At 62.3% G+C, this 25060-nt stretch carries 38 protein-coding genes, 3 tRNA genes and 1 pseudogene; 30 read left to right on the top strand and 12 right to left on the bottom strand.

Translation table 11 applies throughout. The annotated features are described in order from the left end of the window. The 3 genes and pseudogenes from FJ471_RS09780 to FJ471_RS09790 all read right to left on the bottom strand — a co-directional run. Nucleotides 1-461, bottom strand: a pseudogene (locus FJ471_RS09780) (ABC transporter permease); the annotation flags it as partial. 2 nt (nucleotides 462-463) lie between these two features. Further along, nucleotides 464-1309: an ABC transporter permease gene (locus FJ471_RS09785; protein WP_140802972.1), complete on the bottom strand. Its 846-nt coding sequence runs from the start codon at nucleotides 1307-1309 to the stop codon at nucleotides 464-466. Nucleotides 1310-1317: 8 nt separating this feature from the next. After that, on the bottom strand, nucleotides 1318-2400 hold the full coding sequence (locus tag FJ471_RS09790; RefSeq protein WP_140802973.1) for a spermidine/putrescine ABC transporter substrate-binding protein: 1083 nt from the start codon (nucleotides 2398-2400) through the stop codon (nucleotides 1318-1320). A 93-nt stretch (nucleotides 2401-2493) separates the two neighbouring features. Between FJ471_RS09790 and FJ471_RS09795 the strand changes: the two genes are divergently transcribed. Then, on the top strand, nucleotides 2494-3108 hold the full coding sequence (locus tag FJ471_RS09795) for a TetR/AcrR family transcriptional regulator (RefSeq protein WP_140802974.1): 615 nt from the start codon (nucleotides 2494-2496) through the stop codon (nucleotides 3106-3108). A gap of 22 nt (nucleotides 3109-3130) precedes the next feature. Then, nucleotides 3131-3280: a hypothetical protein gene (locus tag FJ471_RS34745; RefSeq protein WP_181179295.1), complete on the top strand. Its 150-nt coding sequence runs from the start codon at nucleotides 3131-3133 to the stop codon at nucleotides 3278-3280. A 99-nt stretch (nucleotides 3281-3379) separates the two neighbouring features. Here FJ471_RS34745 and FJ471_RS09805 read toward each other — a convergent pair whose 3' ends face one another. The 4 genes from FJ471_RS09805 to FJ471_RS09820 form a co-directional block, all read right to left on the bottom strand. Beyond that, complete coding sequence (locus FJ471_RS09805) at nucleotides 3380-3610, bottom strand: hypothetical protein (RefSeq protein ID WP_140802975.1); 231 nt, start codon at nucleotides 3608-3610, stop codon at nucleotides 3380-3382. A gap of 9 nt (nucleotides 3611-3619) precedes the next feature. Further along, nucleotides 3620-3865, bottom strand: coding sequence for a hypothetical protein (locus FJ471_RS09810; protein WP_140802976.1), 246 nt, complete (start codon nucleotides 3863-3865; stop codon nucleotides 3620-3622). 63 nt (nucleotides 3866-3928) lie between these two features. Further along, nucleotides 3929-4636 carry a Crp/Fnr family transcriptional regulator gene (locus FJ471_RS09815; protein ID WP_140802977.1) on the bottom strand — a complete coding sequence of 236 codons (708 nt, stop codon included), beginning with the start codon at nucleotides 4634-4636 and terminating at the stop codon, nucleotides 3929-3931. A gap of 559 nt (nucleotides 4637-5195) precedes the next feature. Further along, nucleotides 5196-5271: transfer RNA gene (locus tag FJ471_RS09820), tRNA-Thr, on the bottom strand. A gap of 279 nt (nucleotides 5272-5550) precedes the next feature. Here FJ471_RS09820 and FJ471_RS09825 point away from each other — a divergent pair. The 3 genes from FJ471_RS09825 (at nucleotide 5551) to FJ471_RS09835 (ending at nucleotide 6594) form a co-directional block, all read left to right on the top strand. Then, nucleotides 5551-5718 carry a hypothetical protein gene (locus FJ471_RS09825; RefSeq protein ID WP_140802978.1) on the top strand — a complete coding sequence of 56 codons (168 nt, stop codon included), beginning with the start codon at nucleotides 5551-5553 and terminating at the stop codon, nucleotides 5716-5718. 178 nt (nucleotides 5719-5896) lie between these two features. Next, the gene (locus FJ471_RS09830; RefSeq protein ID WP_140802979.1) at nucleotides 5897-6094 is read left to right on the top strand and encodes a hypothetical protein; all 198 of its coding nucleotides are present in this window, start codon (nucleotides 5897-5899) and stop codon (nucleotides 6092-6094) included. Between the two features lie 191 nt (nucleotides 6095-6285). Next, on the top strand, nucleotides 6286-6594 hold the full coding sequence (locus tag FJ471_RS09835) for a BA14K family protein (RefSeq protein WP_140802980.1): 309 nt from the start codon (nucleotides 6286-6288) through the stop codon (nucleotides 6592-6594). Nucleotides 6595-6703: 109 nt separating this feature from the next. On the opposite strand, the gene FJ471_RS09840 is transcribed toward FJ471_RS09835, so the two are convergent. Further along, complete coding sequence (locus tag FJ471_RS09840) at nucleotides 6704-7051, bottom strand: hypothetical protein (RefSeq protein ID WP_246684673.1); 348 nt, start codon at nucleotides 7049-7051, stop codon at nucleotides 6704-6706. 222 nt (nucleotides 7052-7273) lie between these two features. Between FJ471_RS09840 and FJ471_RS09845 the strand changes: the two genes are divergently transcribed. Beyond that, nucleotides 7274-7633, top strand: coding sequence for a hypothetical protein (locus FJ471_RS09845; RefSeq protein ID WP_140802982.1), 360 nt, complete (start codon nucleotides 7274-7276; stop codon nucleotides 7631-7633). On the opposite strand, the gene bhcR is transcribed toward FJ471_RS09845, so the two are convergent. Continuing rightward, nucleotides 7630-8451: an HTH-type transcriptional regulator BhcR gene (gene bhcR / locus FJ471_RS09850; RefSeq protein ID WP_140802983.1), complete on the bottom strand. Its 822-nt coding sequence runs from the start codon at nucleotides 8449-8451 to the stop codon at nucleotides 7630-7632. The two genes, FJ471_RS09845 and bhcR, sit on opposite strands and share 4 nt — an antisense overlap. Before the next feature lie 203 nt (nucleotides 8452-8654). On the opposite strand from bhcR, the gene gcl reads away from it, so the two are divergent. The 3 genes from gcl to FJ471_RS09865 all read left to right on the top strand — a co-directional run bounded on the left by gcl (nucleotide 8655) and on the right by FJ471_RS09865 (nucleotide 12282). Further along, a complete protein-coding gene (gene gcl / locus FJ471_RS09855; RefSeq protein ID WP_140802984.1) occupies nucleotides 8655-10436 on the top strand; it encodes a glyoxylate carboligase in 1782 nt (593 codons plus the stop codon). 24 nt (nucleotides 10437-10460) lie between these two features. Then, nucleotides 10461-11258, top strand: a complete 798-nt coding sequence (gene otnI / locus FJ471_RS09860) for a 2-oxo-tetronate isomerase (protein ID WP_140802985.1) — start codon at nucleotides 10461-10463, stop codon at nucleotides 11256-11258. A 106-nt stretch (nucleotides 11259-11364) separates the two neighbouring features. After that, nucleotides 11365-12282, top strand: coding sequence for a 2-hydroxy-3-oxopropionate reductase (locus FJ471_RS09865; RefSeq protein WP_140802986.1), 918 nt, complete (start codon nucleotides 11365-11367; stop codon nucleotides 12280-12282). 117 nt (nucleotides 12283-12399) lie between these two features. On the opposite strand, the gene FJ471_RS09870 is transcribed toward FJ471_RS09865, so the two are convergent. Continuing rightward, nucleotides 12400-13260: an RNA methyltransferase gene (locus FJ471_RS09870; protein ID WP_140802987.1), complete on the bottom strand. Its 861-nt coding sequence runs from the start codon at nucleotides 13258-13260 to the stop codon at nucleotides 12400-12402. 199 nt (nucleotides 13261-13459) lie between these two features. Between FJ471_RS09870 and FJ471_RS09875 the strand changes: the two genes are divergently transcribed. Then, nucleotides 13460-13544: transfer RNA gene (locus FJ471_RS09875), tRNA-Tyr, on the top strand. Between the two features lie 89 nt (nucleotides 13545-13633). Beyond that, nucleotides 13634-13707, top strand: a tRNA-Gly gene (locus tag FJ471_RS09880). A 74-nt stretch (nucleotides 13708-13781) separates the two neighbouring features. Here the strand turns inward: FJ471_RS09880 and FJ471_RS09885 are convergent. Next, a complete protein-coding gene (locus FJ471_RS09885; protein WP_140802988.1) occupies nucleotides 13782-14237 on the bottom strand; it encodes a YidB family protein in 456 nt (151 codons plus the stop codon). 130 nt (nucleotides 14238-14367) lie between these two features. Here FJ471_RS09885 and FJ471_RS09890 point away from each other — a divergent pair, with 130 nt between their 5' ends. After that, the gene (locus FJ471_RS09890; protein ID WP_140802989.1) at nucleotides 14368-14625 is read left to right on the top strand and encodes a GlsB/YeaQ/YmgE family stress response membrane protein; all 258 of its coding nucleotides are present in this window, start codon (nucleotides 14368-14370) and stop codon (nucleotides 14623-14625) included. Nucleotides 14626-14696: 71 nt separating this feature from the next. On the opposite strand, the gene FJ471_RS09895 is transcribed toward FJ471_RS09890, so the two are convergent. Continuing rightward, on the bottom strand, nucleotides 14697-15584 hold the full coding sequence (locus FJ471_RS09895; RefSeq protein WP_140802990.1) for a DMT family transporter: 888 nt from the start codon (nucleotides 15582-15584) through the stop codon (nucleotides 14697-14699). 227 nt (nucleotides 15585-15811) lie between these two features. Here FJ471_RS09895 and tuf point away from each other — a divergent pair, with 227 nt between their 5' ends. The 18 genes from tuf (at nucleotide 15812) to rplF (ending at nucleotide 24978) form a co-directional block, all read left to right on the top strand. Further along, a complete protein-coding gene (tuf, locus tag FJ471_RS09900) occupies nucleotides 15812-16987 on the top strand; it encodes an elongation factor Tu (RefSeq protein ID WP_140646975.1) in 1176 nt (391 codons plus the stop codon). 68 nt (nucleotides 16988-17055) lie between these two features. Continuing rightward, a complete protein-coding gene (rpsJ, locus tag FJ471_RS09905; protein ID WP_006205468.1) occupies nucleotides 17056-17364 on the top strand; it encodes a 30S ribosomal protein S10 in 309 nt (102 codons plus the stop codon). Nucleotides 17365-17457: 93 nt separating this feature from the next. Then, on the top strand, nucleotides 17458-18174 hold the full coding sequence (rplC, locus tag FJ471_RS09910; protein ID WP_095765515.1) for a 50S ribosomal protein L3: 717 nt from the start codon (nucleotides 17458-17460) through the stop codon (nucleotides 18172-18174). Beyond that, a complete protein-coding gene (gene rplD, locus FJ471_RS09915; RefSeq protein ID WP_112099609.1) occupies nucleotides 18174-18794 on the top strand; it encodes a 50S ribosomal protein L4 in 621 nt (206 codons plus the stop codon). Before rplC ends, rplD begins: the two co-directional genes overlap by 1 nt. Beyond that, entirely contained in the window at nucleotides 18791-19084 is a 294-nt protein-coding gene (locus FJ471_RS09920; RefSeq protein ID WP_040983033.1) for a 50S ribosomal protein L23, read from the top strand. Before rplD ends, FJ471_RS09920 begins: the two co-directional genes overlap by 4 nt. A 22-nt stretch (nucleotides 19085-19106) precedes the next feature. After that, nucleotides 19107-19940, top strand: coding sequence for a 50S ribosomal protein L2 (gene rplB, locus FJ471_RS09925; protein WP_095818138.1), 834 nt, complete (start codon nucleotides 19107-19109; stop codon nucleotides 19938-19940). A gap of 16 nt (nucleotides 19941-19956) precedes the next feature. Then, entirely contained in the window at nucleotides 19957-20235 is a 279-nt protein-coding gene (rpsS, locus tag FJ471_RS09930; RefSeq protein ID WP_015317982.1) for a 30S ribosomal protein S19, read from the top strand. Between the two features lie 2 nt (nucleotides 20236-20237). Beyond that, nucleotides 20238-20627: a 50S ribosomal protein L22 gene (gene rplV, locus FJ471_RS09935; protein WP_010909277.1), complete on the top strand. Its 390-nt coding sequence runs from the start codon at nucleotides 20238-20240 to the stop codon at nucleotides 20625-20627. After that, a complete protein-coding gene (gene rpsC / locus FJ471_RS09940; protein WP_140802991.1) occupies nucleotides 20627-21355 on the top strand; it encodes a 30S ribosomal protein S3 in 729 nt (242 codons plus the stop codon). Before rplV ends, rpsC begins: the two co-directional genes overlap by 1 nt. A gap of 27 nt (nucleotides 21356-21382) precedes the next feature. Continuing rightward, on the top strand, nucleotides 21383-21796 hold the full coding sequence (gene rplP, locus FJ471_RS09945; RefSeq protein WP_027170364.1) for a 50S ribosomal protein L16: 414 nt from the start codon (nucleotides 21383-21385) through the stop codon (nucleotides 21794-21796). 12 nt (nucleotides 21797-21808) lie between these two features. Continuing rightward, nucleotides 21809-22009: a 50S ribosomal protein L29 gene (gene rpmC / locus FJ471_RS09950; RefSeq protein ID WP_040983026.1), complete on the top strand. Its 201-nt coding sequence runs from the start codon at nucleotides 21809-21811 to the stop codon at nucleotides 22007-22009. A gap of 11 nt (nucleotides 22010-22020) precedes the next feature. Next, the gene (gene rpsQ, locus FJ471_RS09955; RefSeq protein ID WP_140802992.1) at nucleotides 22021-22260 is read left to right on the top strand and encodes a 30S ribosomal protein S17; all 240 of its coding nucleotides are present in this window, start codon (nucleotides 22021-22023) and stop codon (nucleotides 22258-22260) included. 83 nt (nucleotides 22261-22343) lie between these two features. Further along, nucleotides 22344-22712 (top strand): 50S ribosomal protein L14, encoded by a 369-nt coding sequence (gene rplN, locus FJ471_RS09960; RefSeq protein WP_140802993.1) that lies wholly within the window; start codon nucleotides 22344-22346, stop codon nucleotides 22710-22712. Nucleotides 22713-22724: 12 nt separating this feature from the next. Then, on the top strand, nucleotides 22725-23039 hold the full coding sequence (gene rplX / locus FJ471_RS09965; RefSeq protein WP_140802994.1) for a 50S ribosomal protein L24: 315 nt from the start codon (nucleotides 22725-22727) through the stop codon (nucleotides 23037-23039). After that, entirely contained in the window at nucleotides 23032-23610 is a 579-nt protein-coding gene (gene rplE, locus FJ471_RS09970; protein ID WP_140802995.1) for a 50S ribosomal protein L5, read from the top strand. The genes rplX and rplE overlap by 8 nt, the downstream gene beginning before the upstream one ends. A 26-nt stretch (nucleotides 23611-23636) precedes the next feature. Continuing rightward, the gene (gene rpsN, locus FJ471_RS09975; protein ID WP_042642199.1) at nucleotides 23637-23942 is read left to right on the top strand and encodes a 30S ribosomal protein S14; all 306 of its coding nucleotides are present in this window, start codon (nucleotides 23637-23639) and stop codon (nucleotides 23940-23942) included. 12 nt (nucleotides 23943-23954) lie between these two features. Then, nucleotides 23955-24353, top strand: coding sequence for a 30S ribosomal protein S8 (gene rpsH, locus FJ471_RS09980; RefSeq protein WP_042642201.1), 399 nt, complete (start codon nucleotides 23955-23957; stop codon nucleotides 24351-24353). 91 nt (nucleotides 24354-24444) lie between these two features. Next, nucleotides 24445-24978, top strand: coding sequence for a 50S ribosomal protein L6 (gene rplF / locus FJ471_RS09985; protein WP_140802996.1), 534 nt, complete (start codon nucleotides 24445-24447; stop codon nucleotides 24976-24978). Nucleotides 24979-25060: the final 82 nt, after the last annotated feature.

Genomic DNA, 25060 nt, shown 5'->3' on the forward strand with positions numbered 1-25060 from the left:
CGCTTCGTGCTGCCGGGCTCGGCCCTGCTGCGCGGGCTGATCACGACATGGCCGATGCCGGCGGCCAAAAGCGACTTCGGCACACCGGCCCAGTTGAACAGTACCAGCAGCCCCATGCCGATGATCAGGTAGCTCACGGTGAGCGGCAGCGTGATCAGCCCGCGCAGCAGGGCCGAGCCCGGCAGCACGAAGCGCGCGAAGCCCCAGGCGGAGAGGAAGCCGAGCGTGACCGAGGCAAGCGAGGAAAGCACCGCCACCAGCAGCGAATTGACCAGCGCCGAGGTGAGCCGCGCATCGGACAGCACCGCCTGGTACCAGCGCAGCGACGGGCCGGTGAAGGGCGGGATCGGAAACGAGGTCGCCTGCAGCGAAAACAGCACCAGCACGAACACCGGCAGGAAGATGAAGCCGTAGACGGCGAGCGCGTAGAGCCAGGCGGCGAGGCGGATAACGGCGCGCATCGTCAGGCCCGCTCGATCTTCAGCCAGCGCGCGCAGGCCAGATAGGCGATGGTGACGACCGCCATCAGGATGATCGACAGCGCGGAAGCCAGCGGGAAGTCGCCGCGGCGGCCGATCTGCATCATCACCAGCTGCGGCATGAGCAGCTCGTTGTTGCCGCCGAGGATTTGCGGCGTGATGTAGTCGCCGATGCAAAGCACGAAGGTGAGGAAGGCGCCGACCATGATGCCGGGCAGGGTCAGCGGCAAGACGACATGCAGGAAGGTCCGCACCGGCCCTGCGCCGAGATCCGCGGCAGCCTTGCGGTAGCTGGGGCTGAGCTGCTTGAGGTTGGCGAAGATCGTCAGCGTCAAAAGCATGACGAAGAAATGCACGAAGCCGGTGACGGTGGCGAAGCGCGTGTTGGCGAGCTGCAGCGGCTCGCCGATCAGGCCGATGCCGGTCAGCGCCCGGTTGATGACGCCGTTCTGCGCCAGCACCAGCAGCCAGGAATAGGAGCGCACCACATAGGAGGTCCAGAACGGCAGCACGGCCAGCATCAGCGCCAGCCGCTGCCAGCGTTCCGGCACTTGTTCCGCCAGGATCCAGGCAAAGGGATAGGCGAGCAGGATCGAGATCACGGTGACGGTCGCCGTGACCTCCAGCGAGTTCACCATCGCCCGCCAGTAGGATGGATCGGTGAAGAACTGGCTGTAGTTGGCTAAAGTGAAGCCGCCGCCTTCATGCGCCGTGAGGCTGGAAAACCCCATGGCGATGAAGGGCAGCACGAAAAACAGAAGCGTCCACGCCAGCGCCGGCGTGACGAGCGCCCAGGGCAGGGCACGCGAATTGCCTCCAGAAACACTCATTGGCCGATTTACTGCGCCTGCAGCATCTCGGTCCACATGTCCTGCATCTTCTTGTCGAGATCGGCGTTCGGCGCCGGATAGGCCTGGGCGCGGGCGAGGAAGCCGGGCTGCTCGTCGAAGCGCAGGATCTTCTTCTGCTCGTCGGTGAGCGCCGCCTTGGTGTTCGACGGCATGCCCCAGTAGCAGGAGGATGTCGCAAGCCGCGCCTGGCCCTCGGGGCTCAGTATGTACTGGATGAATTTCAGCGCCATGTCCTTGTTCTTGGAATCCTTGAACATGGCGAGCGACTGCGACCACAGCACCGCGCCTTCCTTCGGGATCGAGAAGTCGAGCGCCGGGTTCTCCTTGGCAAGGCCGGCCGTCACCCATTCGCCGCCGCCAACCAATATGTCGACCTCGCCGGTGGCCAGCGCCGTCTGGCTGGCTGTCACCTCGCCAACCAGCTTGGCATTGGCCTTCATCTTGAGGAGCTCGGCCTTCAGCGCCGGCAGGTCGGCCTCGGTGAGGTCGGCGGTTTTCTTGCCGATGGCCAAGGCCGCCATGCCGATCACCGGCAGGTAATAGTCGTAGATCGCGACCTTGCCCTTGTATTTGTCGCTGGTGAGCGAGGCCAGCGACTCCATATCGGCCGGGTCGACCTTGGTCTTGTTGAAGCCGATCGTGTTGTAGCCGAACTTTTCGGTGATGCCGTAGCGCTTGCCGTCGACGATGGTGGACTTGTCCATCTTCACTTCCGGGAAGAGGTCGGCGAAGGGCAATTTATCCTCGGGCAGCGGCTCGAACAGGCCTTTCTCGACGCCGCGCGGCACGTCGATGCTATCGATCACCATCACGTCCCAGTCGCCGGGCTGCGACTGGTCGACGATGGCCAGCCCCGCGCCGGTGCCTTCGAATTCCTTGACGTTGACCTTGACGTTGTTGGCCGCTTCGAAGGGCTGAAGCAGCGCCGGATCGGAATGATCGCACCAGATCAGCGCATTGAGATCGGCAGCCTGAGCGCCGCCCGCCGCGACGAGGAGCGCGGCGGCTGCGCAAGCGGCTGCGAGACGGGACTTCAGGCTGGAAAGCGGAGTCCGGGCATTGACGGTCATCGAGTGTTCTCCCTGCCTTGCTGGCTTGTTGGAAGAAAAGTTGAACCAATTCTAAAATTGAGTCAATTATGATTTTGTGGCAGAGAGGCCGATATGAGCGGATTGCGCGAACGGCAGAAGGCGGACCGGCACCGCCGCATCATCGATGCGGCGACGGAGCTTTTCCGCGAGGTCGGCTATGAAGGCGCCAAGATCGAGGCGATTGCCGCTCGAGCCGAAGTCTCGATCGGCACCATTTACAATTACTACCAGAACAAGGGCGACATCCTCGGCGCCATCGTTTCGATGGAAGTCAACGAGGTGCTGAACGCCGGGCGAGGAGTCGTCGCCAACCCGCCCGCCAATGTCGGCGACGCGCTGGATACGCTGATCGGCATCTATATCGAGCACTCGCTGAATTATCTGAGCAAGGAGATGTGGCGGCAGGCGATGGCGATCTCGACCCAACTGCCCGACAGCCCCTTCGGCCAGGCCTATACGGCGCTCGACCGCGACCTGACCGAGCAAATAAGCGCGCTGATCGCCCGCCTGCGGGAGGTCGGCCTAGTGCGACCGGACATAGACGGGCCCGCGGTGGGCGAGCTGATCTTCAACAATATGAACATGATGTTCATCGAGTTCGTGAAGCGCGACGAGGCGAAGATACCGGAGCTGAGGGCGGCGATCCGACGGCAGAATAGGGTGCTGGTGACGGCGATTGGGGTGTGAGGCCCTCAGGAAAGGTCCCGGCATGCAAAGTTTTGAGCGGGCGCTAATCGAGCTTCAGGATGCGCCCCTTGTCGAGGCGGAATATTCCGTCATTGTCCCCCTGGGACTCAAAATCGGTCTGCAGATCGTCCGTCCCATGTACCGAGATATTGCCCGCAATCAGCACATCTGATTGGCGTTGAAGGCTGCGCATCGGCCGGAATCTGGAGGCGGATCGTCCCGCAAAAGGGGCACTCCAAAAGGTGATCCAGATATGCGCCGGCCATCGTCTTCATTCAGAGAGCCCCACGTCGAATTCAACCACAAACCCCGCGTCGATGGCGGCTCGTGCAATGTGATCGCCAAGCTGCCAATCCGTCAACTCGCAAAGTGGGAACATCTCTCTGATGGCATCGACAGCGTCGGCGATCGAAATGCTGGGATTGTCGACCCTATCGAGCAGGTAGCGGACAACCGCCTGCCGAACGTCCGACGAAGTGGCTGTCTGCGTGACCGTGAGCATCTCCGGGCCCTATGAATGGAGCCGCATTTCCTCGCCCTTGGCCATCGTTGCGTCGAAGGCCACGGGAATGCCGTGAACGATGCAGGCCGCCGCCAGCATACCTTCCAATTCGTGGTCGCTGGTTCTGCAGGCAGGCATAAGTGTTCGGATGGCGCGGATTGCCTGTGCGATGGAAAGGAACCGGGCTCGACCCCTGGAAAGGACATAGGCCTCGGTTGCCTTTTCAACTGTGACGCCGTGAAAAGCGTTGGTCATTGCGAGTTCCTCCCTGAACCCAAACCAACGTAATTTACGCCCCATTTTCAGCGGCCATCAAGCTTATGTACGATTTCGGACAATGCTGAAATGCCGTTGCTCCTCCTCGCCATAGGCGCCGTGCGTGAGCTTTATCAGTCCGCTGCGATCGACGATCGTGATCTCACCACGCCTGGCCTGGATCAGCCCCCGATATTCAAGCATTTGGAGGGCAGTAGTGACCCCAGGGCGCCGGGCACCGAGCATGGTCGCGAGAAATTCGTGCGTCAGGTAAATCCTGCTTCCTGAAGAGCGATCGTGGACCATGAGCAGCCACCGAGCCAGTCGCTCCTCGATCTTCGAGTGGCCGTTGACCAGCGCGGTCCGGGAGGCCTGGATGAGGAAGGCGTTGGCATATCGAAGCAACGATCGGCCAAGGGTCGGGCTTTTTGCGAGGGCCGCGCGAAGATTTTCAACCGGCAGGGACCAGCCCTGGCCAGCGATCTGAATATAGGTCTCGTTGGGGGAGCTCTCCTGGCCGAGAATGACCGTAACACCCGTCATACCATCGTGGCCGATGATGCCGACTTCGCTTTGTCGCCCTCCGGTCATGATAGCGACTACCGAAGCGATCCCCGTCTCCGGAAAATACACCTGCTCTATCGGCTGATAGGGGACCTCTAACTGATCTTTGATGCCCAGTTCGACGTGATGCATCGACGGCTGCAAGAGGGCGAAATCATCAGGGTCGATGGATTTCAGAACGTGGTTGCGAAAAGTGGATTGACGCATGGCTCTTCTCCCGTTGCGGGCAAGAGCACTTTCCTCTCACTGTCGGCTGCATCCGTACATGTCTGGCGGCCGATATCGAAAGCATAGGCTTCGGACGGCCTATTAGCAACGACGGCTCGCTTGCCTGCAACTTTGCATGCCGGATTTCGCATCGCTCAAGGCGCAGTATATTTTGTCCTCTCTGGCCAATGCGGAACACGAGTGGATACGCCGGGGACCTGGAATATTAGGCGACTAATCGGCGTGCGGAACAAAATCGCTCCAAACACGTTGCATCATGTTGGGACACGCTCCATGGCCGACCATAGCAGCGAACTTCGCGCAAAGGCCCTCAGAGACCACCACGTCGCTTGGCTAGTAAAGGAAGCTGGTGTCACAGCCGCGCAAGCTCACGAGCTAATCGAATTGATCGGCATGGGCAATCTACCATCCCTGCGGCGCGAAGCTTTCTTGCTGAAAAAGTCGCTCTACTAACCGGCGGCTACCCCAACATGCGCCTTCCCGCTGGTATCTCCCTTAAAAGAGCACGGACGCGTCACGGCTGATAGGAAGTACAGGTTGGTGCCGCCTGAGGGACTCGAACCCCCGACCAATAGTTTACAAAACTACTGCTCTACCAGCTGAGCTAAGGCGGCACATTTACCCGTACGCATACCCCTGAAACTCCCTCTCTGGAAAATGATGAGGCTTTCCAGAATTTTAGCTGATTGATCCAACGAATTACAAAACCGCTGCTCTACCAGCTAAGCTACAAGGGCATGGCGCTCCGGTAGCATATTTCGTGCGCCAGTAAAGACAAAACTCCGTTTTGGGTTGCTAATGGACCCGCCGCGGTCACCAAGGGGGCATCCTGAAATTCGGCGTGCCGCTTCCTACATCTCATTCGGGTGCAATCGCATCGAACGGGGTGCCGCATGATCAGATTCGTCATCATCCTGCCGCTCATCGTCGTGACCTGGCTTCTCTTGGTGAAGGTCATCAGCGACCTGAAGAAGGCCAATATCGACTGGACCGGCGTCGCCACCTTCGTCGGCTTCGTCGTGCTGGCCTTCTGGCTGAGGCATGTCACGGGGATGGGGTGAGGGAGCGAATAGGGAATAGCGAGGAGCGAATAGGGATTTGAGTCCAGCATCCGCCGTGCTTTCCCTACTCACTATTCGCTACTCCCTACTCGCTCATATTCGAACCTTTTGCCGCTTCGCCACGACTGATCTCTCGAGAGGCGAATGGTCGCCTCGATCAAGGATCCAGGAGATCATTATGCTGAAGCGTACCCTTACGTCCGGCGTCGTCGCCGTCTTCGTCGCCACCGGCGCGCTGGCCGCCACGGTCCAGACGTCCTCGGCCCATGGCAACCATCATCACCACCACCACAGCCATCACGGCAAGCCTTGGTGGTGGTGGCACAACCATCATTACAAGCATCACCACCACGGCAAGGTGATCATCTTCCTCTGACGAGAAGACCATTTTTCTTCGAAGGGCGGCCTCGGGCCGCCCTTTTTTCGTTCCGGGCTAACCGGCGGCCGCGGGCGAGGAAATCGCCGGTCAAAAAATCTGAAAATTCTTCGAACCTTTTTGCGGCTCGCCGCGACCCATGATCAAGAGGCGGATGGTTCGCCTCTCCACCGAAACCAAGGAGATCCATCATGTTCAAGCGCACCATCGTTTCCGGCCTCATCGCCACCATCGTCGCCGCCGGCGCGCTCGTCGGCACCGTCCAGCCCTCGGCCGCCCACGACCATCATCACCGCCGCGAGCTCGGCATCGGCATTGCCGCAGGTGTCGGTGGTTTCGTGCTCGGCAGCCTGCTCGCCCAACAGCCCCGCACCGTCTATGTCGAGGACGACGGCTACGGCTCGATCCACGTCCGCCGCTGCTACGCCCGCTACGCCAGCTACGACGAGCGCTCCGACACCTATATGAGCTATGACGGCCCGCGCTACTGCCGGCTCTAGGAGGGGGCAAGATCAACGACAGGAAAGAGGGGCTACGCACAGCCCCTTTTCTTGCGTTCGAGCGCTACGCATCCGTCTGATTGATTTGATCTTTTTGGCGAACAACGTTTTAGGAGTTGGGCTTCAGTTCGGGCAACGCCAAGCCCGCCATGCGGCAGGCGCCGCTGACCGAAGCGTCGTTTATCGCGACGAGCTCGAAGCTGTTTCCGGCATCGGGATGGATCTTGCCGATGAAAGGCTCGTTGCCGCCGGGAGAGCCCTTGTCGTCGACATAGCCGCACACGACGGTCTCGTCGCGGCCGTTCAAACTGCGCTCTCCGGCGAGCATCGTTCCGAACTTTGCGGCGATCGGGTTCCTCAGATGCTGGCGGACGCCGGCGGTGATGATCTCCTCCAGGGCCAGCGAAATCGGAATGGGATCGACGCGTTGATTACCGCCGGTGTTGCTGCTGGGCACGGGCGGCGCCGGTGCCGTCGCCACGCATCCGCAAAGCGAAACGGCCGACAGGAGGTAGATTGTTTTCCGCATCCTTGCCCTTTCGCATGCACTCCAGCGGCACGGCAAGACGGGCAAGTCTAGCGTCCGACCTAGCTGTGGGGTCGGCTGGCTCAACCAACGATGTACAGCGATTTTGCAAGCGTCTAGTCTGCTTCTGGCACCAATCGAGGGGAGGGTGGCTTGGACGAGCGGGATCCCAAGGAAGACCTGATCGAGCCGGTTTTTCGCAACGGCACGGTCACCACCGTCGGCATCCTGTTGGCGTTTTCGCTGGGTTTCCTCACCCATTGGGCCGCCAACCCGATCCCCTGGCAGACCTATCATCTGTTCGCCGTGGTGCCGATCCTCGTCGGCATCGCCCTGCAGATGCGGGCCCTGGCCATGCTGCTCGACACCAAATCGCTGCAGCGGCCCATCTATGCGCGCGCCAACCGGATCTTCATTGCCGGCCTGGTCTTGACCGCTTGCGGCGTCGGGCTGGCGATCCTGCTCGATTTCTTCGAGATAGCGGCCAAGAGCGCTTTGCCGGGCGCCGCTTAGAATGCCTTCGCACCGCCGATCATCTTCGTCACCTCGACCGCGGCGTCGCGCACCAGCGGACCGATCTCGGCCAGCCGTTCAGGTGTGACCCGCACCGTCGGGCCGGACACCGAAACGCCGCCGATCGGCTCGCCATATTCGTCGAAGATGGCTGCCGCCACGCAGCGCATGCCGGGATGGCGCTCCTCGTCGTCCACCGACCAGCCGCGATGCTTGATGGTCGCGAGGTCATGGGCGAGCGCCGAGATGTCGGAAAGCGTCTTGTCGGTGTAGCGCTGCAGGCCTGACTTGCGCAGGATGGCGGCGACCCGTTCAGGCTCGAGATGCGCCAGCACCGCTTTGCCGATACCCGAGGCATGGAAGGGGCTGCGCGTGCCTGGGCGAAAGAAGGCGCGGATCGCCTGGTGCGTCTCGACCTGGTTGACGAAAACCACGCAATCGTCCTCGGCGACGCCGAGATTGGCGGTCTCTCCGGTCTTTTCCATCAATTCCTGCATGACGATGCGGGCGCGGTCGACGAGCTTACGCCGGCGCAGGAAAGCCGAGCCCATGCGATAGGTCTCGACGCCGACCGACCAGAGCTGGTCGGTCGTATCGAACTCGACCATGCCGTGGTTCTCCAGCGTCGTCAGCATGCGATAGGCGGTGGAGGCGGCAATACCGCTTTGCGCCGCGATTTCGCTGAGCGACAGGCCGCTCGCCTCGGCCACGATCGCGAGGATCCGCAACGCGCGGTCGAGCGACTGAACCGAAGCCGCTTCGGATGGACCATTGAAGGCGCGCGGCCGGCCGCGCTGGCGTTTTTCCGTGGTTTCCATGCCCGTCATTCTCGCCGATTTGACGCTGGATGCAATGAAAAAGTTTTTCAGTAGTTGTCGAAGCGGGTTTTCTGGAAAACGAAAAACAAAATAAAATCAGTTAGAAGGAGGCGTTTTCCAGAAATGAAAAAATATTCTGAAAAAATTGAAAAATCGAATACGCGCTGTCATTCTCAAGCCAACCAACGAAATGGAGGCTTGTCATGGCCAGGATGCGCGCTGTCGACGCTGCGGTTCTCGTTCTCGAAAAGGAAGGCATCACCAATGCCTTCGGCGTGCCGGGCGCGGCGATCAATCCGCTCTATTCGGCGCTGAAGGCGAGGGGCACCATCCGCCATGTGCTTGCCCGCCATGTCGAGGGCGCCTCGCACATGGCCGAAGGCTATACCAGGGCCAAGGCCGGCAATATCGGGCTCTGCATCGGCACCTCCGGTCCGGCCGGCACCGACATGATCACCGGTCTCTATTCGGCCTCGGCGGATTCCATTCCGATCTTGTGCATAACTGGCCAAGCCCCCCGCGCGCGCCTCAACAAGGAGGATTTCCAGGCCGTCGACATCGCGTCGATCGCGGCACCCGTCGCCAAGTGGGCCGTCACCGTCATGGAGCCCTACCTGGTGCCGATGGCGCTGCAGAAGGCGTTCCACCTGATGCGCTCCTCGCGCCCCGGACCGGTGCTGGTCGACCTGCCGCTGGACGTTCAGCTTGCAGAGATCGAGTTCGACATCGACGCCTATGAGCCGCTCGCCCCCTTCAAGCCGGCAATCACGCGCGCCCAAGCCGAGAAGGCGCTGGCGATGCTCAACGAGGCGGAAAAGCCGCTGATCGTCGCCGGCGGCGGCATCATCAACGCCGATGCCTCGGATCTCTTGATCGAATTCGCCGAAGTCACCGGCGTGCCGGTCATCCCGACGCTGATGGGCTGGGGCGCGATCCCCGACGACCACCGTTTGATGGCCGGCATGTGCGGCCTGCAGACCTCGCACCGCTATGGCAACGCGACGATGCTGGCGTCCGACTTCGTCTTCGGCATCGGCAACCGCTGGGCCAACCGCCACACCGGTTCCGTCGACGTCTACACCAAGGGCAAGAAATTCATCCATGTCGACATCGAGCCGACGCAGATCGGCCGCGTCTTCGCGCCGGATCTCGGCCTCGTCTCGGATGCGGGCGCAGCGCTGAAGATCCTGCTCGACGTCGCCACCGAATGGCGCACTGCCGGCAAGCTGCGCGACTGGTCGGGCTGGGCGAAGGAATGCCAGCAGCGCAAGAAGACCATGAAGCGCAAGACGCATTTCGAGCAGGTGCCGCTGAAGCCGCAGCGCGTCTATGAGGAGATGAACAAGGCGTTTGCCCGCGACACCACCTATGTCACCACGATCGGCCTGTCGCAGATTGCCGGCGCGCAGTTCCTGCATGTCTACAAGCCGCGCAACTGGATCAATTGCGGCCAGGCCGGCCCGCTCGGCTGGACGCTGCCGGCGGCGTTGGGCGTGCGCGCCGCCGATCCGGACCGGGATATCGTCGCGCTCTCCGGCGACTATGACTTCCAGTTCATGATCGAGGAGCTGGCCGTCGGCGCGCAGCACAAGCTGCCCTACATCCATGTCGTCGTGAACAACGCCTATCTCGGCCTGATCCGCCAGGCGCAGCGCGGCTTCTCGATGGATTACGAGGTGAGCCTCGCCTTCGAGAACGTCAACCGTGCCGGCGATCCGGAGGCAGGCTATGGCGTCGACCATGTCGCGGTTGCCGAGGCGATGGGCTGCAAGGCGGTCCGCGTGAAGAAGCCGGAGGAATTCGCCGGCGCCTTCAAGGAAGCGCAGCGGCTGATGAAGGAGCACCAGGTGCCAGTCGTCCTCGAATTCATCCTCGAGCGCGTCACCAACATTTCCATGGGCACTGAAATCGACAAGATCACCGAATTCGAGGACCTTGCCGAGAGCCATGAGGATGCCCCTACCGCTATAGTGATGTTGGATTAAGCCGAGCGGAGAAGGAGAAAAAGAATGCCGCGTTTTTCAGCCAATCTTTCGATGCTCTTTGGCGAGCATGATTTCCTCGATCGCTTCGATGCCGCGGCCCGCGCGGGCTTCAAGGGCGTCGAATACATTGGCCCCTACGACCATGCGCCGGACGTCGTCGCGGCGCGCCTGAAGAAGAACGGCCTCAGCCAGGTTCTCTTCAACCTGCCGGCCGGCGACTGGGCGAGGGGCGAGCGCGGCATTGCCGTGCTGCCCGACCGGGTGCCGGAATTCCGCCAGGGCGTCGCCAAGGCGATCACCTACGCCCATGCGCTGGGCTGCGAGCAGATCAACTGTCTTGCCGGCATCGCGCCGCAGGGCGCCCATCGCGTCGTGTTGGAAAACGTCTTTGCCGAAAACCTGGCCTTCGCGGCCGAGAAGCTGGAGCAGGCCGGGATCAGGCTGCTGATCGAGCCGATCAACACCCGCGACATTCCGGGCTTCTTCCTGAACTATTCCGATCAGGCCCTGGCGCTGATCGACCGCATCGGCTCGAAGAACCTGTTCCTGCAGTACGACATCTACCACATGCAGATCATGGAGGGGGATCTCGCCCGTACCATCGAAGCGAACCTTCCCCGCATCGCGCATATCCAGCTTGCGGACAATCCCGGCCGTCACGAGCCGGGGACGGGCGAGATCAACTATCCCTTCCTGTATGATCACATTGATCGCCTCGGCTATTCCGGCTGGATCGGCGCCGAATACAAGCCGACGGCCGGCACGGAAGCCGGGCTCGGCTGGTTCAGCGGCTTCGCCGGGCAGGGGAGCGCGGCGGCTTAGGCGCTTCCCTTCTCCCCGTCACTATACGGGGAGAAGGTGCCGGCAGGCGGATGAGGGGCAGCACCCACGTTGCGATGTATTCGAACGAGACGTTCAGGAGAACAACATGGAAACCATCGGTTTCATCGGCCTCGGCATCATGGGCGCGCCAATGGCGGGACATCTTCTCGACGCCGGCTATAAGGTCGTCGCCAGCGATCATCGCTCAAAACCGCCGGCCGACCTCGTCGCCAAGGGCCTGAAGACCGCCACCGGCCACAACGCGGTGGCCAAGGCCGCCCACATCATTATCACAATGGTGCCGGACACCCCGCAGGTCGCCGACGTGCTGTTCGGCGACAACAGCGTTGCCTCCGGTCTGTCCAAAGGCAAGCTTGTCATCGACATGAGCTCGATCTCGCCGATCGCCACCAAGGAATTCGCCAAGAAAATCAACGATCTCGGTTGCGACTATCTCGACGCGCCGGTGTCGGGTGGCGAGGTCGGCGCCAAGGCGGCGTCGCTCACCATCATGGTCGGCGGCGAGGACAAGGCGTTCGAGCGGGCGAAGCCGGTGTTCGAGAAGATGGGCAAGAACATCACGCTGGTCGGGCCGAACGGCGTCGGCCAGACCACCAAGGTCGCCAACCAGATCGTCGTGGCATTGACCATCGAAGCCGTCGGCGAAGCGCTGGTTTTCGCCTCGAAGGCGGGCGCCGATCCCGCCAAAGTCAGGCAGGCGCTGATGGGCGGGCTCGCCGCCTCGCGCATCCTCGAAGTGCATGGCGAGCGCATGATCAAGCGCACCTTCGCTCCAGGCTTCCGCATCGAGTTGCACCAGAAGGACCTCAACCTGGCGCTGGAAGGGGCGAAGGCGCTCGGCGTCTCGCTGCCCAACACCTCGACGACGCAGCAACTGTTCAATTCCTGCGCCGCCAATGGTGGGGCGAAGGAGGATCACTCGGCGCTGGTTCGGGCGCTGGAGCGGATGGCGAATTTCGAAGTCGGCGGCGCCGCAGCCGAAGCCAAAGGCAAGGCAGCTTAGGTCAGGAGAGGGCGGCTCAACGTTCCCACGCCGCCTGCTCTTTGCCTGTCAGAGAACGGGTTCCTGCGTTTTACCGCGGGAGCCCGTTTTTTCGTGTCGGTCAAAGTCGATCCGTGCTCAGCCGCGCCTCAGGAATGCGTGCGCAGCATAAAGACTGACCGCCGCCGCATTGGACACGTTGAGCGAGTGGATGGCGCCGGGCATGTCGAGGCGGGCGAGCGCGGTTACCGTCTCGCGGGTTTTCTGACGCAGGCCCTTACCTTCCGCGCCCAGCACGAGCGCGATTTTTTCACCGTCGAAGGTCTTTTCAAGCTCGGCCGGGCCTTCCGAATCGAGCCCGATCGTCTGGAAGCTGGCCTCGTGCAATTGTCCGAGCGCATCGGCGAGGTTCTTCACCTCGATCTGGTCGATATGCTCAAGCGCGCCGGAGGCGGATTTCGCCAGCACGCCCGATTCCTGCGGGCTGTGGCGGGCCGTCGTGATCAGCGCGCCGGCGCCGAAGGCGACCGCGGATCGCAGGATCGCGCCGACATTGTGCGGGTCCGTCACCTGGTCGAGCACCAGCACCAGCTTGGTGTCGCCAAGCGCGTCGAGACGCTTCGGCTTGAGCGGCTCGGCCTCGATCAGCACGCCCTGATGCACCGCATCCGACCCGGTGATCCTGTCGATGTCCTTCGGCTCGACCAACTCGGTCTTGAACGGCAGGGCGGCAAGATCGGTGATTGAAAGACGTTCGGCGGCGTTGCGGGTCACCAGCATTTTTCTGATCTTGCGCCGCGGATTGTCGAGCGCGGCCCGCACCGTGTGCAGGCCGTAAAGCCGCACCAGCCCGTCGCCAGGCGCTTCGCCTGGGGGCACAGGCTGGCGCGGCCGGAACGCCGGCGCGCCGCCCGCCTTCTGGTCGCGATGCGCGCGCCTCAGTTTGGCGTAGTGGGTGTCCTTGCGCGTGCCGGGCTTGTTGCTTCTATCGTCGCTCATGGCGGCTTCTATAGCCGTCCCGTCCGGCTAAGGATATGGGCTGGGGAAATGAATGCCGAACATCCTCGAAAAACCCTGGCCGCGCCGGTTGACACCCACCGGCCTTGCCGCCATAAGGCGCTTCGCTGATTTCGGAGAAGATCTTACTCGGGCTCCGGATCGGCGAAAATGCCTCGTTGCATGGCTCCGGCGGCAGACTGGAGAGGTGCCCGAGTGGTTAAAGGGGACGGACTGTAAATCCGTTGGCTTAGCCTACGTTGGTTCGAATCCAACCCTCTCCACCACTGCCGGCCCGGAAGCCCTGAAACGAACAAGTCTCGGACCGAAAAGTGCATGGCGCTTTTCGGGTGAATCCGGTACTTCAGTGTAAGGCGCGGGTATAGCTCAGTGGTAGAGCAGCAGCCTTCCAAGCTGAATATGCGGGTTCGATTCCCGCTACCCGCTCCAGATTTCCTCCTCGCACGCTCCAAAGAAAACGCCGCGCGCCGTGGCGCGCAGCGCATTCCGTTTCATCCAGCCGCTTAGCTGTTGAAGGCCGAAGCGACCTGATGGTTCTGCGGCACCTGGCCGTTCGGCGTCAGCTTGTCGACGATGCCGGGCAGCGCCGTAGAGAGCTGCTGCAGCAATTCCTGCTCATTCATGCCGGTGCGCTGGGCGATCTCGCGGATCACCGCTGGCCCGAGCGCCGAACCGAGATCATTGGCGTTGATCTGCTGGTTCTGACCGGTGCCGACCCAGGAGTCGGCGACGTTGCCATGACCAGCATCCTTCAGCTTGCCGAGCAGGCCGCCGAGGCCGCCGAGCAGGCCGCCATCGGCCGACGCGTCGGTTCCCGCAGGCGTCGGCACCGGCGCTTGCGGCACGGCCGCTTCCTCGCTCCTGCCGCTCAGCATCTTGCCGACCAAAAGCGCGCCGAGCGCGATCATCAGGGGTTTGGTGATGTTGCCGCCCGGAACGGCGTTGTCGAAAAGGCCCATAATGGATCTCCTTATCCAGCCAAGTCCACCCGACGCCAGCATGGCGCAAACGAATGGAATTTCAAGCTGTCTTGAGCTTTTGACAATCATATGAAAATGATTGGGGCGGCGGGGAAATTTGGAGGGAATTATGGGCATCATCAGCTGGATCATTCTCGGCATCGTCGCTGGCTTCATCGGCAGCAAGATCGTCAACAAGACCGGCCAGGGCATGATCATGGACATCGTGCTCGGCATCGTCGGCGCCATCGTCGGCGGCGTGATCTTCAGCGCCTTCGGAGCGCAGGGCGTCACCGGCCTCAACATCTGGAGCCTGATCGTTGCCGTCATCGGCTCGGTCGTCGTGCTGTGGGCCTATCACCAGATTTCCGGCAAGCGCACGCTTTAGAAGCGTAGAAAGCCGGACCTGGGGGGCTTAGGGTCGACCCGTTCGGGTCGGCCTGCGCTGGATTTATGCCGTCAGGCGACCATCGCCAGCCGGCGCTTTCGTTCGTCGAGCGAGACGATCGCCAGGCCGCTGGCCATCACCAAAAGGATGCCGCAGACGGCGAGCGCGTTGGGAAACTGCCCGAAGACCAGCAGGCCCGAGATGACCGCCCAGACGGTGAAGCAGTAATAGAAGGGCGCGACCGCGCTTGTCGGTCCGACCCGGTAGGCCATGAAGATGAAGAAATGGCCGAAGATCAGGAACAGGCCCGCTCCGGCGATCAGCAGCAGGTGGTGGCCTTGGGGCATTACCCATTGCTCGGAGACAAGATGCGCCGCGCCTGAGCCGACCAGCACCACCACGACCGCAGAGATGGCGACGATCATGCCTGGCACCTCGGCGCCCACCTTGCGGCCGGCAAGGTCGCGCACCGCCGCGAAGGCGGCGTTGCCGAGCGCCAGCAGCGCATAGACCGAAATGCCCTGCATGGTCGGCTGCGCCACCATGAGCGCCCCGACAAAGCCAAGGCCGATCAGCGCCATGCGCGTGGCGCCGATCTTTTCGCCGAACAGCATCGAGGACCCGACCAGCACGATGAGCGGCGTCACCTGCCCGAGCGCGGTGGAATCCGCGATCTGCATATTGGCCAAGGCGACGACATAGCAGAGGATCGCCAGGAGCTCGAACAGGTTGCGGCGCAGCACCTTGCGCTCGAAGAGCAACGGAACCTGCCTGGCATAGCCCAGCATCAGAAGCAGCGGCACACCCCACAGCATCGCGGCAGCACCGCGCAGCAAGAGCACTTCATAAGGCGGCAGCCCGGTGGTCGCTAGCTTCATCATCGTGTCGTTGACGAGGTAGGCCCCCGTCGAGACGATCATGAACAGCGGACCACGGATATTGGATGGAATGAACTGCATCCGCCGACCAAATCAGAGCGGCGTCGCGGCGGCAATGGGCCAGCCCGGAGGCTTTGATTTTACGCTCGGCACCCCTATATCCCCGCCATATCCCCCTGAAATCGACCGTTGGTCCGGGTCGAGCGGGAATCCGCTCAGCCACAAGGCACTTGTGTTTTTCGGCCGTTGTCGCTAATCGCCCCGCATTCGACTGAACTGAAGGTCAAGGCCGTCCAAGGAAAGAGACTATGGCAAAAGGTAAATTCGAGCGCACCAAGCCGCATGTGAACATTGGCACGATCGGTCACGTCGATCATGGCAAGACGTCGCTGACGGCGGCGATCACGAAGTATTTTGGCGAATACAAGCGCTATGACCAGATCGACGCGGCGCCCGAAGAGAAGGCGCGCGGCATCACGATCTCGACGGCGCATGTCGAGTATGAGACGGCCAACCGTCACTATGCTCACGTCGACTGCCCCGGCCACGCCGACTATGTGAAGAACATGATCACCGGTGCGGCGCAGATGGACGGCGCGATCCTGGTTGTTTCGGCCGCCGACGGCCCGATGCCGCAGACCCGCGAGCACATCCTGCTTGCCCGTCAGGTCGGCGTGCCGTCGATCGTGGTGTTCCTGAACAAGGTCGACCAGGTCGACGACGCCGAGCTGCTCGAGCTGGTCGAGCTCGAGGTTCGCGAGCTTCTGTCGAAGAACGAGTTCCCCGGCGACGACATTCCGATCGTCAAGGGCTCGGCGCTGGCTGCGTTGGAAGATTCCAACAAGACCATCGGCGAGGACGCCATCCGCGAGCTGATGGCTCAGGTCGACGCCTATATCCCGACGCCGGTTCGCCCGCTCGACAAGCCGTTCCTGATGCCGATCGAGGACGTGTTCTCGATCTCGGGCCGCGGCACGGTCGTGACCGGCCGCGTCGAGCGCGGCATCGTCAAGGTTGGCGAGGAGTTGGAAATCGTCGGCATCCGTCCGACCACCAAGACGACCTGCACGGGCGTCGAGATGTTCCGCAAGCTGCTCGACCAGGGTCAGGCCGGCGACAACATCGGCGCGCTGCTGCGCGGCGTCGACCGTGAGGGCGTGGAGCGCGGCCAGGTTCTGGCCAAGCCGGGCACGGTGAAGCCGCACAAGAAGTTCGTGGCCGAAGCCTACATCCTGACCAAGGACGAAGGCGGCCGTCACACGCCGTTCTTCACCAACTACCGTCCGCAGTTCTACTTCCGCACGACGGACGTGACGGGCATCGTGACGCTGCCGGCCGGCACCGAGATGGTGATGCCCGGCGACAACATCACCGTCGACGTCGAGCTGATCGTGCCGATCGCGATGGAAGAGAAGCTGCGCTTCGCCATCCGTGAAGGCGGCCGCACCGTCGGTGCCGGCATCGTCGTCACCATCAAAGAATAATTGGACTGAAACCGATCTGTCGCGGGCGCGGTAGTTGCCCGCGCCGCGCCAGAACAAGGAATTGACGCATGAACGGACAGAATATCCGCATCCGCCTTAAAGCGTTTGACCACCGGGTGCTCGACGCCTCGACGCGCGAAATCGTGTCGACCGCCAAGCGCACCGGCGCCAACGTCCGCGGCCCCATCCCGCTGCCGACGCGGATCGAAAAATTCACGGTCAACCGGTCGCCCCACGTCGACAAGAAGAGCCGCGAGCAGTTCGAGATGCGCACGCACAAGCGTCTGCTCGACATCGTCGATCCGACTCCGCAGACGGTCGATGCTTTGATGAAGCTCGATCTGGCCGCCGGTGTCGACGTCGAGATCAAGCTCTAGGGAACAAGAGGGCGGGGCGACCCGGAACTCTGAAGGAACAAGAGGCGTGGAGGGGCGATAGCCCCGACAGGGAACTCTAAAGGAATTGAACCGATGCGTTCAGGTGTGATTGCAAAGAAGGTGGGAATGACCCGCATCTACAACGATGCCGGGGAACACGTTCCCGTCACCGTTCTCCAGATGGAGAACTGCCAGGTCGTGGCCCAGCGCACGCAGGAGAAGAACGGCTACACCGCCGTCCAGCTCGGCGTTGGCCTTGCCAAGGTGAAGAACACGTCGAAGGCGATGCGCGGCCATTTCGCCGCCGCTTCCGTCGAGCCCAAGGCCAAGGTCGCGGAGTTCCGCGTCTCCGCCGACAACATGATCGACGTCGGCGCCGAGCTGACCGTCGAGCATTTCGTCGCCGGCCAGAAGGTCGACGTCACCGGCACCTCGACCGGCAAGGGTTTCCAGGGCGTGATCAAGCGGCACCACATGGGTGGCGGCCGTGCGACCCACGGTAACTCGGTCTCGCACCGCACGCACGGCTCGACCGGTCAGCGCCAGGACCCCGGCAAGGTGTTCAAGGGCAAGAAGATGGCCGGCCACATGGGCGACACCCGCGTGACCACGCAGAACGTCGAGGTCGTCTCGACCGATGCCGATCGCGGCCTGATCCTGATCCGCGGCGCGGTTCCCGGCGTCAAGGGCGCCTGGATCCTGGTTCGCGACGCCGCCAAGGTTGCGCTGCCGGCCAATGCGCCGAAGCCTGCCGCGATCCGCGCCGCTGCCGCCAAGAACGAAGCCCCGGCCACTGAGGGAGCCGAATAATGGATCTCAAGATCACAACGCTGGGCGGCAAGGACGCCGGCAAGGTGAAACTCTCCGAGGAGATTTTCGGCCTTGATCCGCGCGAGGACATCCTGCAGCGCGTCGTGCGCTGGCAGCTCGCCAAGAAGCAGCAGGGCACGCACAAGGCCAAGGGCCGCGCCGAGATCGCGCGCACCGGCGCCAAGATGTACAAGCAGAAGGGTACGGGCCGCGCCCGTCACCACTCGGCTCGCGCTCCGCAGTTCCGCGGCGGTGGCAAGGCGCACGGCCCGGTCGTTCGCAGCCATGAGCACGAACTGCCGAAGAAGGTCCGCGCCCTCGGCTTGAAGCATGCTCTGTCGGCCAAGGCCAAGAGCGCTTCCATCATCGTCATCGACGAGCTGAAGCTCGCCGAGGCCAAGACCAAGACGCTGGCGGCGAACCTCGAGACGCTGGGGCTGACCAACGCCCTGGTGATCGGCGGCGCCGAGCTCGACCAGAACTTCAAGCTGGCGGCGACCAACATCCCGAACATCGACGTGCTGCCCATCCAGGGCATCAACGTCTACGACATTCTGCGCCGCGGCACGCTGGTCCTTTCCAAGGCCGCCGTCGAGGCTCTCGAGGAGCGCTTCAAATGACCGACCTTCGTCATTACGACGTGATCGTCTCGCCGGCGATCACCGAAAAGTCGACCATGGCTTCCGAGCAGAACCAGGTCGTCTTCAACGTCGCCAAGAAGGCGTCGAAGCCGGAAATCAAGGCAGCCGTGGAAGCTCTCTTCGGCGTCAAGGTGACGGCTGTGAACACGCTCGTCCGCAAGGGCAAGATCAAGCGCTTCCGCGGCACCGTTGGCCGCCAGGGCGACGTCAAGAAGGCGGTTGTGACGCTGGCCGACGGCCAGTCGATCGACGTCGCGACGGGTCTCTGAGCAAGGCCGCGAGGACAGGACAATGGCACTTAAGAAATTCAACCCGGTAACGCCGAGCACCCGCCAGCTGGTCATCGTCGACCGCTCGGGCCTCTACAAGGGCAAGCCCGTCAAGGGCCTGACCGAAGGCCTGACCAAGTCGGGCGGCCGCAACAATTACGGCCGCATCACGGCCCGCTTCATCGGCGGCGGTCACAAGCGTTCGTACCGCATCATCGACTTCAAGCGTAAGAAGTACGACGTCGTCGGCACGGTCGAGCGTATCGAATACGATCCGAACCGCACCGCTTTCATCGCGCTGATCAAGTACGACGACGGCGAGCTGTCCTACATCCTGGCCCCGCAGCGCCTTGCTGCCGGCGACAAGATCGTGGCCGGCGAAGCGGTCGACGTGAAGCCGGGCAACGCGATGCCGCTGGCCTCGATGCCGGTCGGAACGATCGTCCACAACATCGAGCTGAAGCCGGGCAAGGGTGGCCAGGTCGCCCGTTCGGCTGGCGGTTACGCCCAGCTCGTCGGCCGCGACCAGGGCATGGCGATCCTGCGCCTCAACTCGGGTGAGCAGCGCGTCGTGCACGGTTCCTGCATGGCCACCGTGGGTGCCGTGTCAAATCCCGACCACGGCAACATCAACGACGGCAAGGCCGGTCGTACCGTATGGCGCGGCAAGCGTCCGCACAATCGCGGCGTGACCATGAATCCGGTCGACCATCCGCATGGCGGCGGCGAAGGCCGCACCTCGGGTGGCCGTCATCCGGTTTCGCCCTGGGGCAAGCCGACCAAGGGCAAGAAGACGCGGTCCAACAAGGCGACCGACAAGTTCATCCTGCGCTCGCGTCATCAGCGCAAGAGCTAAGAAGAGGTAACGCCAAGTGACTCGTTCGATTTGGAAAGGCCCCTTCATCGACGGCTACCTTCTCAAGAAGGTGGACAAGGTTCGTGAAGGTGGTCGCAATGAGGTGATCAAGATGTGGAGCCGTCGCTCCACCATCCTGCCGCAGTTCGTCGGCCTCACCTTCGGTGTCTACAACGGCCAGAAGCACGTCCCGGTCTCGGTGAACGAGGACATGGTCGGCCACAAGTTCGGTGAATTCGCTCCGACCCGGACCTATTACGGTCATGGCGCGGATAAGAAGGCGAAGAGGAAATAATCATGGGCAAGGCCAAAGCTCCGCGCAGGCTTGCTGATAACGAGGCGCGTGCCGTTCTGCGCACGATCCGTATCAGCCCGCAGAAGCTGAACCTGGTTGCCGCGCTGATCCGCGGCAAGAAGGTCGCGACAGCGCTTTCCGACCTCGAATTCTCGGCCAAGCGGATTTCCGGCACGGTCAAGAAGACGCTGGAATCGGCGATCGCCAACGCGGAAAACAATCACGACCTCGACGTCGATGCGCTGGTCGTGGCGGAAGCCTATGTCGGCAAGTCGATCGTCATGAAGCGTTTCCACGCTCGTGGCCGCGGTCGCGCCAGCCGTATCGAAAAGCCGTTCTCGCACCTCACGATCGTCGTTCGTGAAGTCGAGGAAAAAGGGGAGGCCGCATAATGGGCCAGAAAGTCAATCCGATCGGGCTGCGTCTCGGCATCAACCGTACCTGGGATTCGCGCTGGTTCGCGAACACCGGCGAGTACGGCCTGCTGCTGCATGAAGACCTCAAGATCCGCAAGTATCTCGAGAAGGAGCTCAAGCAGGCCGCGATCTCCAAGGTCGTGATCGAGCGTCCGCACAAGAAGTGCCGCGTCACCATCCACGCAGCGCGTCCGGGCCTGATCATCGGCAAGAAGGGCGCCGACATCGAGAAGCTGCGCAAGAAGCTGACCGAGATGACGAAGTCCGAAACGCACCTCAACATCGTTGAAGTGCGCAAGCCGGAAATCGACGCCACGCTGATCGCCCAGTCGATCGCCCAGCAGCTCGAGCGCCGCATCGCGTTCCGCCGCGCCATGAAGCGCGCCGTCCAGTCGGCCATGCGTCTCGGCGCCGAAGGCATCCGCATCAACTGCTCCGGCCGTCTCGGCGGCGCCGAAATCGCGCGCATGGAGTGGTACCGCGAAGGCCGCGTGCCGCTGCATACGCTGCGCGCCGATGTCGACTACGGCACGGCCGAGGCGAACACGGCCTACGGCATCTGCGGCGTCAAGGTGTGGGTGTTCAAGGGCGAGATCCTCGAGCACGACCCGATGGCCTCCGAGCGTCGCGCCACCGAAGGTGATGCCGCGCATGGCGGCGGCGGTGGTGAGCGCGAACGCGGCCGTCGTCGCGAGAACGCCTGAGACATTTGAGAATTTGGAGTTAGAACGATGCTGCAGCCAAAGCGCACAAAGTTCCGTAAGCAGTTCAAGGGCCGTATCCACGGTACCGCCAAGGGCGGCACCAATCTGGATTTCGGCGGTTTCGGACTGAAGGCGCTTGAGCCGAACCGCGTCACCGCGCGTGAGATCGAGGCGGCCCGCCGCGCGATCACCCGCGAGATGAAGCGCGCCGGCCGCGTCTGGATCCGGGTGTTCCCGGACCTGCCGGTCACCTCGAAGCCGACCGAAGTCCGCATGGGTAAGGGCAAGGGCGCCGTCGACTATTGGGCGGCGCGCGTCAAGCCCGGCCGCATCATGTTCGAGATCGATGGCGTCAGCGAGGAGACCGCGCGTGAAGCGCTGCGTCTCGGCGCCGCCAAGCTCTCGGTCAAGACGCGCTTCGTGCAGCGCATCGCAGAATAAGGACAGGCGATCATGAAAGCCGAAGACATCCGGACAAAGACCCAGGATCAGCTGACCGACGACCTGGCAGCCCTCAAGAAGGAGCAGTTCAACCTGCGCTTCCAGAAGGCCACCGGCCAGCTCGAAAAGACCGCGCGCGTGAAGCAGGTCCGCAAGGACATCGCGCGCATCAAGACCATCGCCGCGGAAAAAGCCGCGGCCAAGAAGGCTTAAGGACGAGAACCATGCCAAAGCGCATCCTGCAGGGCACCGTCGTCAGCGACAAGAACGAGAAGACGGTCGTGGTCAAGGTCGAGCGTCGCTTCACCCATCCGGTGATGAAGAAGACCGTGCGTATGACCAAGAAGTACAAGGCGCACGACGAGAACAACGCCCACAAGGTCGGCGACCAGGTGTTCATCCAGGAATCGAAGCCGATTTCGAAGGATAAGCGCTGGGTTGTCGTCTCTTCGGATCAGGGTTGATCCGGGCGAACGAACCGAATTTTGGACAGACCGGGGAGGGGTGAAAGCACCCGTCCCGATAGAAGAGAAGAAGGCGGCCAGTCATGATTCAGATGCAAACAAACCTCGACGTCGCGGACAATTCCGGCGCCCGTCGTGTCATGTGCATCAAGGTGCTGGGCGGCTCGAAGCGGAAGTATGCCTCCGTCGGCGACATCATCGTGGTGTCGATCAAGGAAGCCATTCCGCGCGGCCGCGGTAAGAAGGGCGATGTGATGAAGGCGGTCGTGGTTCGCACGGCCAAGGACATCCGCCGCCCGGACGGCAGCGTGATCCGTTTCGACAAGAACGCGGCCGTTCTCGTCGACAATAAGAAAGAGCCGATCGGCACCCGCATCTTCGGACCGGTTCCGCGCGAGTTGCGCGCCAAGAACCACATGAAGATCATCTCGCTCGCGCCTGAAGTGCTGTAAGGAGCCGGACCAATGCAAAAGATCAAAAAAGGCGACAAGGTCGTCGTGCTTGCCGGCAAGGACAAGGGCCGTTCGGGCGAAGTCCTGTCGGTGCAGCCGAAGGAAGATACCGCGGTCGTCCGCGGCGTGAACCTCATTCGCCGTCACCAGAAGCAGACCCAGTCCCAAGAGGGCGGGATCATCACCAAGGAAGCGCCGATCCACCTGTCGAATATCGCGCTGGCCGACCCCAAGGATGGCAAGCCGACCCGCGTCGGCTTCACCGTCCAGAAGGACGGCAAGAAGGTGCGCGTCGCCAAGCGTTCGGGAGAAGTCATCAATGGCTAAGTCTGAAACCAAGCAGGCAACTGCCAAGAACGAGCCGCGCCTCAAGAAGGTCTACAACGAGACTATCCGCAAGGCGATGCAGGAGCAGTTCGGCTACGACAACGACATGCAGGTTCCGCGCATCGACAAGATCGTGCTGAACATGGGTGTCGGCGAAGCGACCGGCGATTCCAAGAAGCCTGCGGTCGCGGCCGAAGATCTCGCGATGATCGCCGGCCAGAAGGCCGTCGTCACCCGTGCCCGCAACTCGATTGCCGGCTTCAAGGTGCGCGAGAATATGCCGATCGGCGCTAAGGTCACGCTGCGCAAGGAACGCATGTACGAGTTCCTCGACCGCCTCGTGAACATCGCGCTGCCGCGCGTTCGCGACTTCCGCGGACTGAACCCGAAGAGCTTTGACGGCCGTGGCAACTACGCCATGGGCATCAAGGAACACATCGTGTTCCCGGAGATCAACTACGACAAGGTTGATCAGGTCTGGGGCATGGACGTCATCGTTTGTACGACGGCGAAGACGGACGACGAGGCCAGAGCACTGCTCAAGGCCTTCAACTTCCCCTTCCGCCAGTAACGGCAGCGAAAAAGGAACAATCTGAAATGGCAAAGACCAGCTCAGTCGAGAAGAACAACCGGCGCCGCAAGCTCGCCGACCAGTACGCCGCCAAGCGCACGGCGCTCAAGGCCATCATCATGGATCAGTCCAAGCCGATGGAAGAGCGTTTCCGCGCCCAGTTGAAGCTGTCGGCGCTGCCGCGCAACTCGGCCAAGATCCGCATCCGTAACCGCTGCGAAGTCACCGGCCGTCCGCGCGCCTATTATCGCAAGCTGAAGCTTTCGCGTATCGCGCTTCGCGATCTGGGCAATACCGGCCAGATCCCGGGCCTGGTCAAGTCGAGCTGGTAAGGAGACACTGAGATGTCATTGAGCGATCCTCTCGGCGATATGCTGACCCGCATCCGCAACGCCTATGGCCGCAAGAAGTCGAGCGTTTCGACTCCGGCTTCGCGTCTGCGCGCCCGCGTCCTCGAAGTGCTGAAGTCGGAAGGCTATATCCGCGACTACAGCCAGACCGATTTCGAAAACGGCAAGTCGGAAATCGAGATCGAGCTGAAGTATTTCGACGGCGCTCCGGTCGTGCGCGAAATCGAGCGCGTCTCGAAGCCCGGCCGCCGCGTCTATGTCTCGGCCAAGTCGATCCCGCAGGTCGCCAACGGCCTCGGCATCGCCATCCTTTCGACGCCGAAGGGCGTCATGGCCGACCATGAAGCGCGCGAGCAGAATGTCGGCGGCGAGATCCTCTGCCAGATCTTCTGATCCGGCATGAGATTGAATGAATGGGCTTCGGTTCTCGGGATCGCGCCCGGGAACTGGAACTTGAAACCAAAGAAGTGACGAGGACAACAAAATGTCTCGTATCGGAAAGAAACCCGTTTCGCTGCCGCAGGGCGTGACCGCGACCGTCAACGGCCAGACCGTGACGGCGAAGGGCCCCAAGGGCGAGCTGAAGTTCGTGGTGAACGACGAAGTGCTGGTCAAGATGGAAGGCAGCGAGATCGCTGTCGAGCCGCGCGACCAGACCAAGGCGGCACGCTCCAAGTGGGGTATGTCGCGCACGCAGATCGTCAACATCCTGCAGGGCGTGAAGGACGGCTTCGAAAAGAAGCTCGAGATCACCGGCGTCGGCTATCGTGCGGCGTTGCAGGGCAAGAACCTGCAGCTCGCGCTGGGCTTCAGCCACGACGTGGTCTATGAGACGCCTCAGGGCATCACGATCACGGTGCCGAAGCCGACCGAAATCACGGTCTCGGGCATCGACAAGCAGCAGGTCGGCCAGGTCGCCGCCGAGATCCGCGAATATCGCGGTCCGGAGCCGTACAAGGGCAAGGGCGTGCGCTATGCCGACGAGCGCATCGTGCGCAAGGAAGGCAAGAAGAAGTAAGATTTACACAGCCGCGGGGAGCGGCCGCGGGAGGCCTGGCCTACCGCACAGGGTTGCCCCCGTTTTCCGAAGGCAAGGAACT

It is taken from the genome of Mesorhizobium sp. B2-7-1 (assembly GCF_006440735.1).
Classification (GTDB): Bacteria; Pseudomonadota; Alphaproteobacteria; order Rhizobiales; family Rhizobiaceae; genus Mesorhizobium.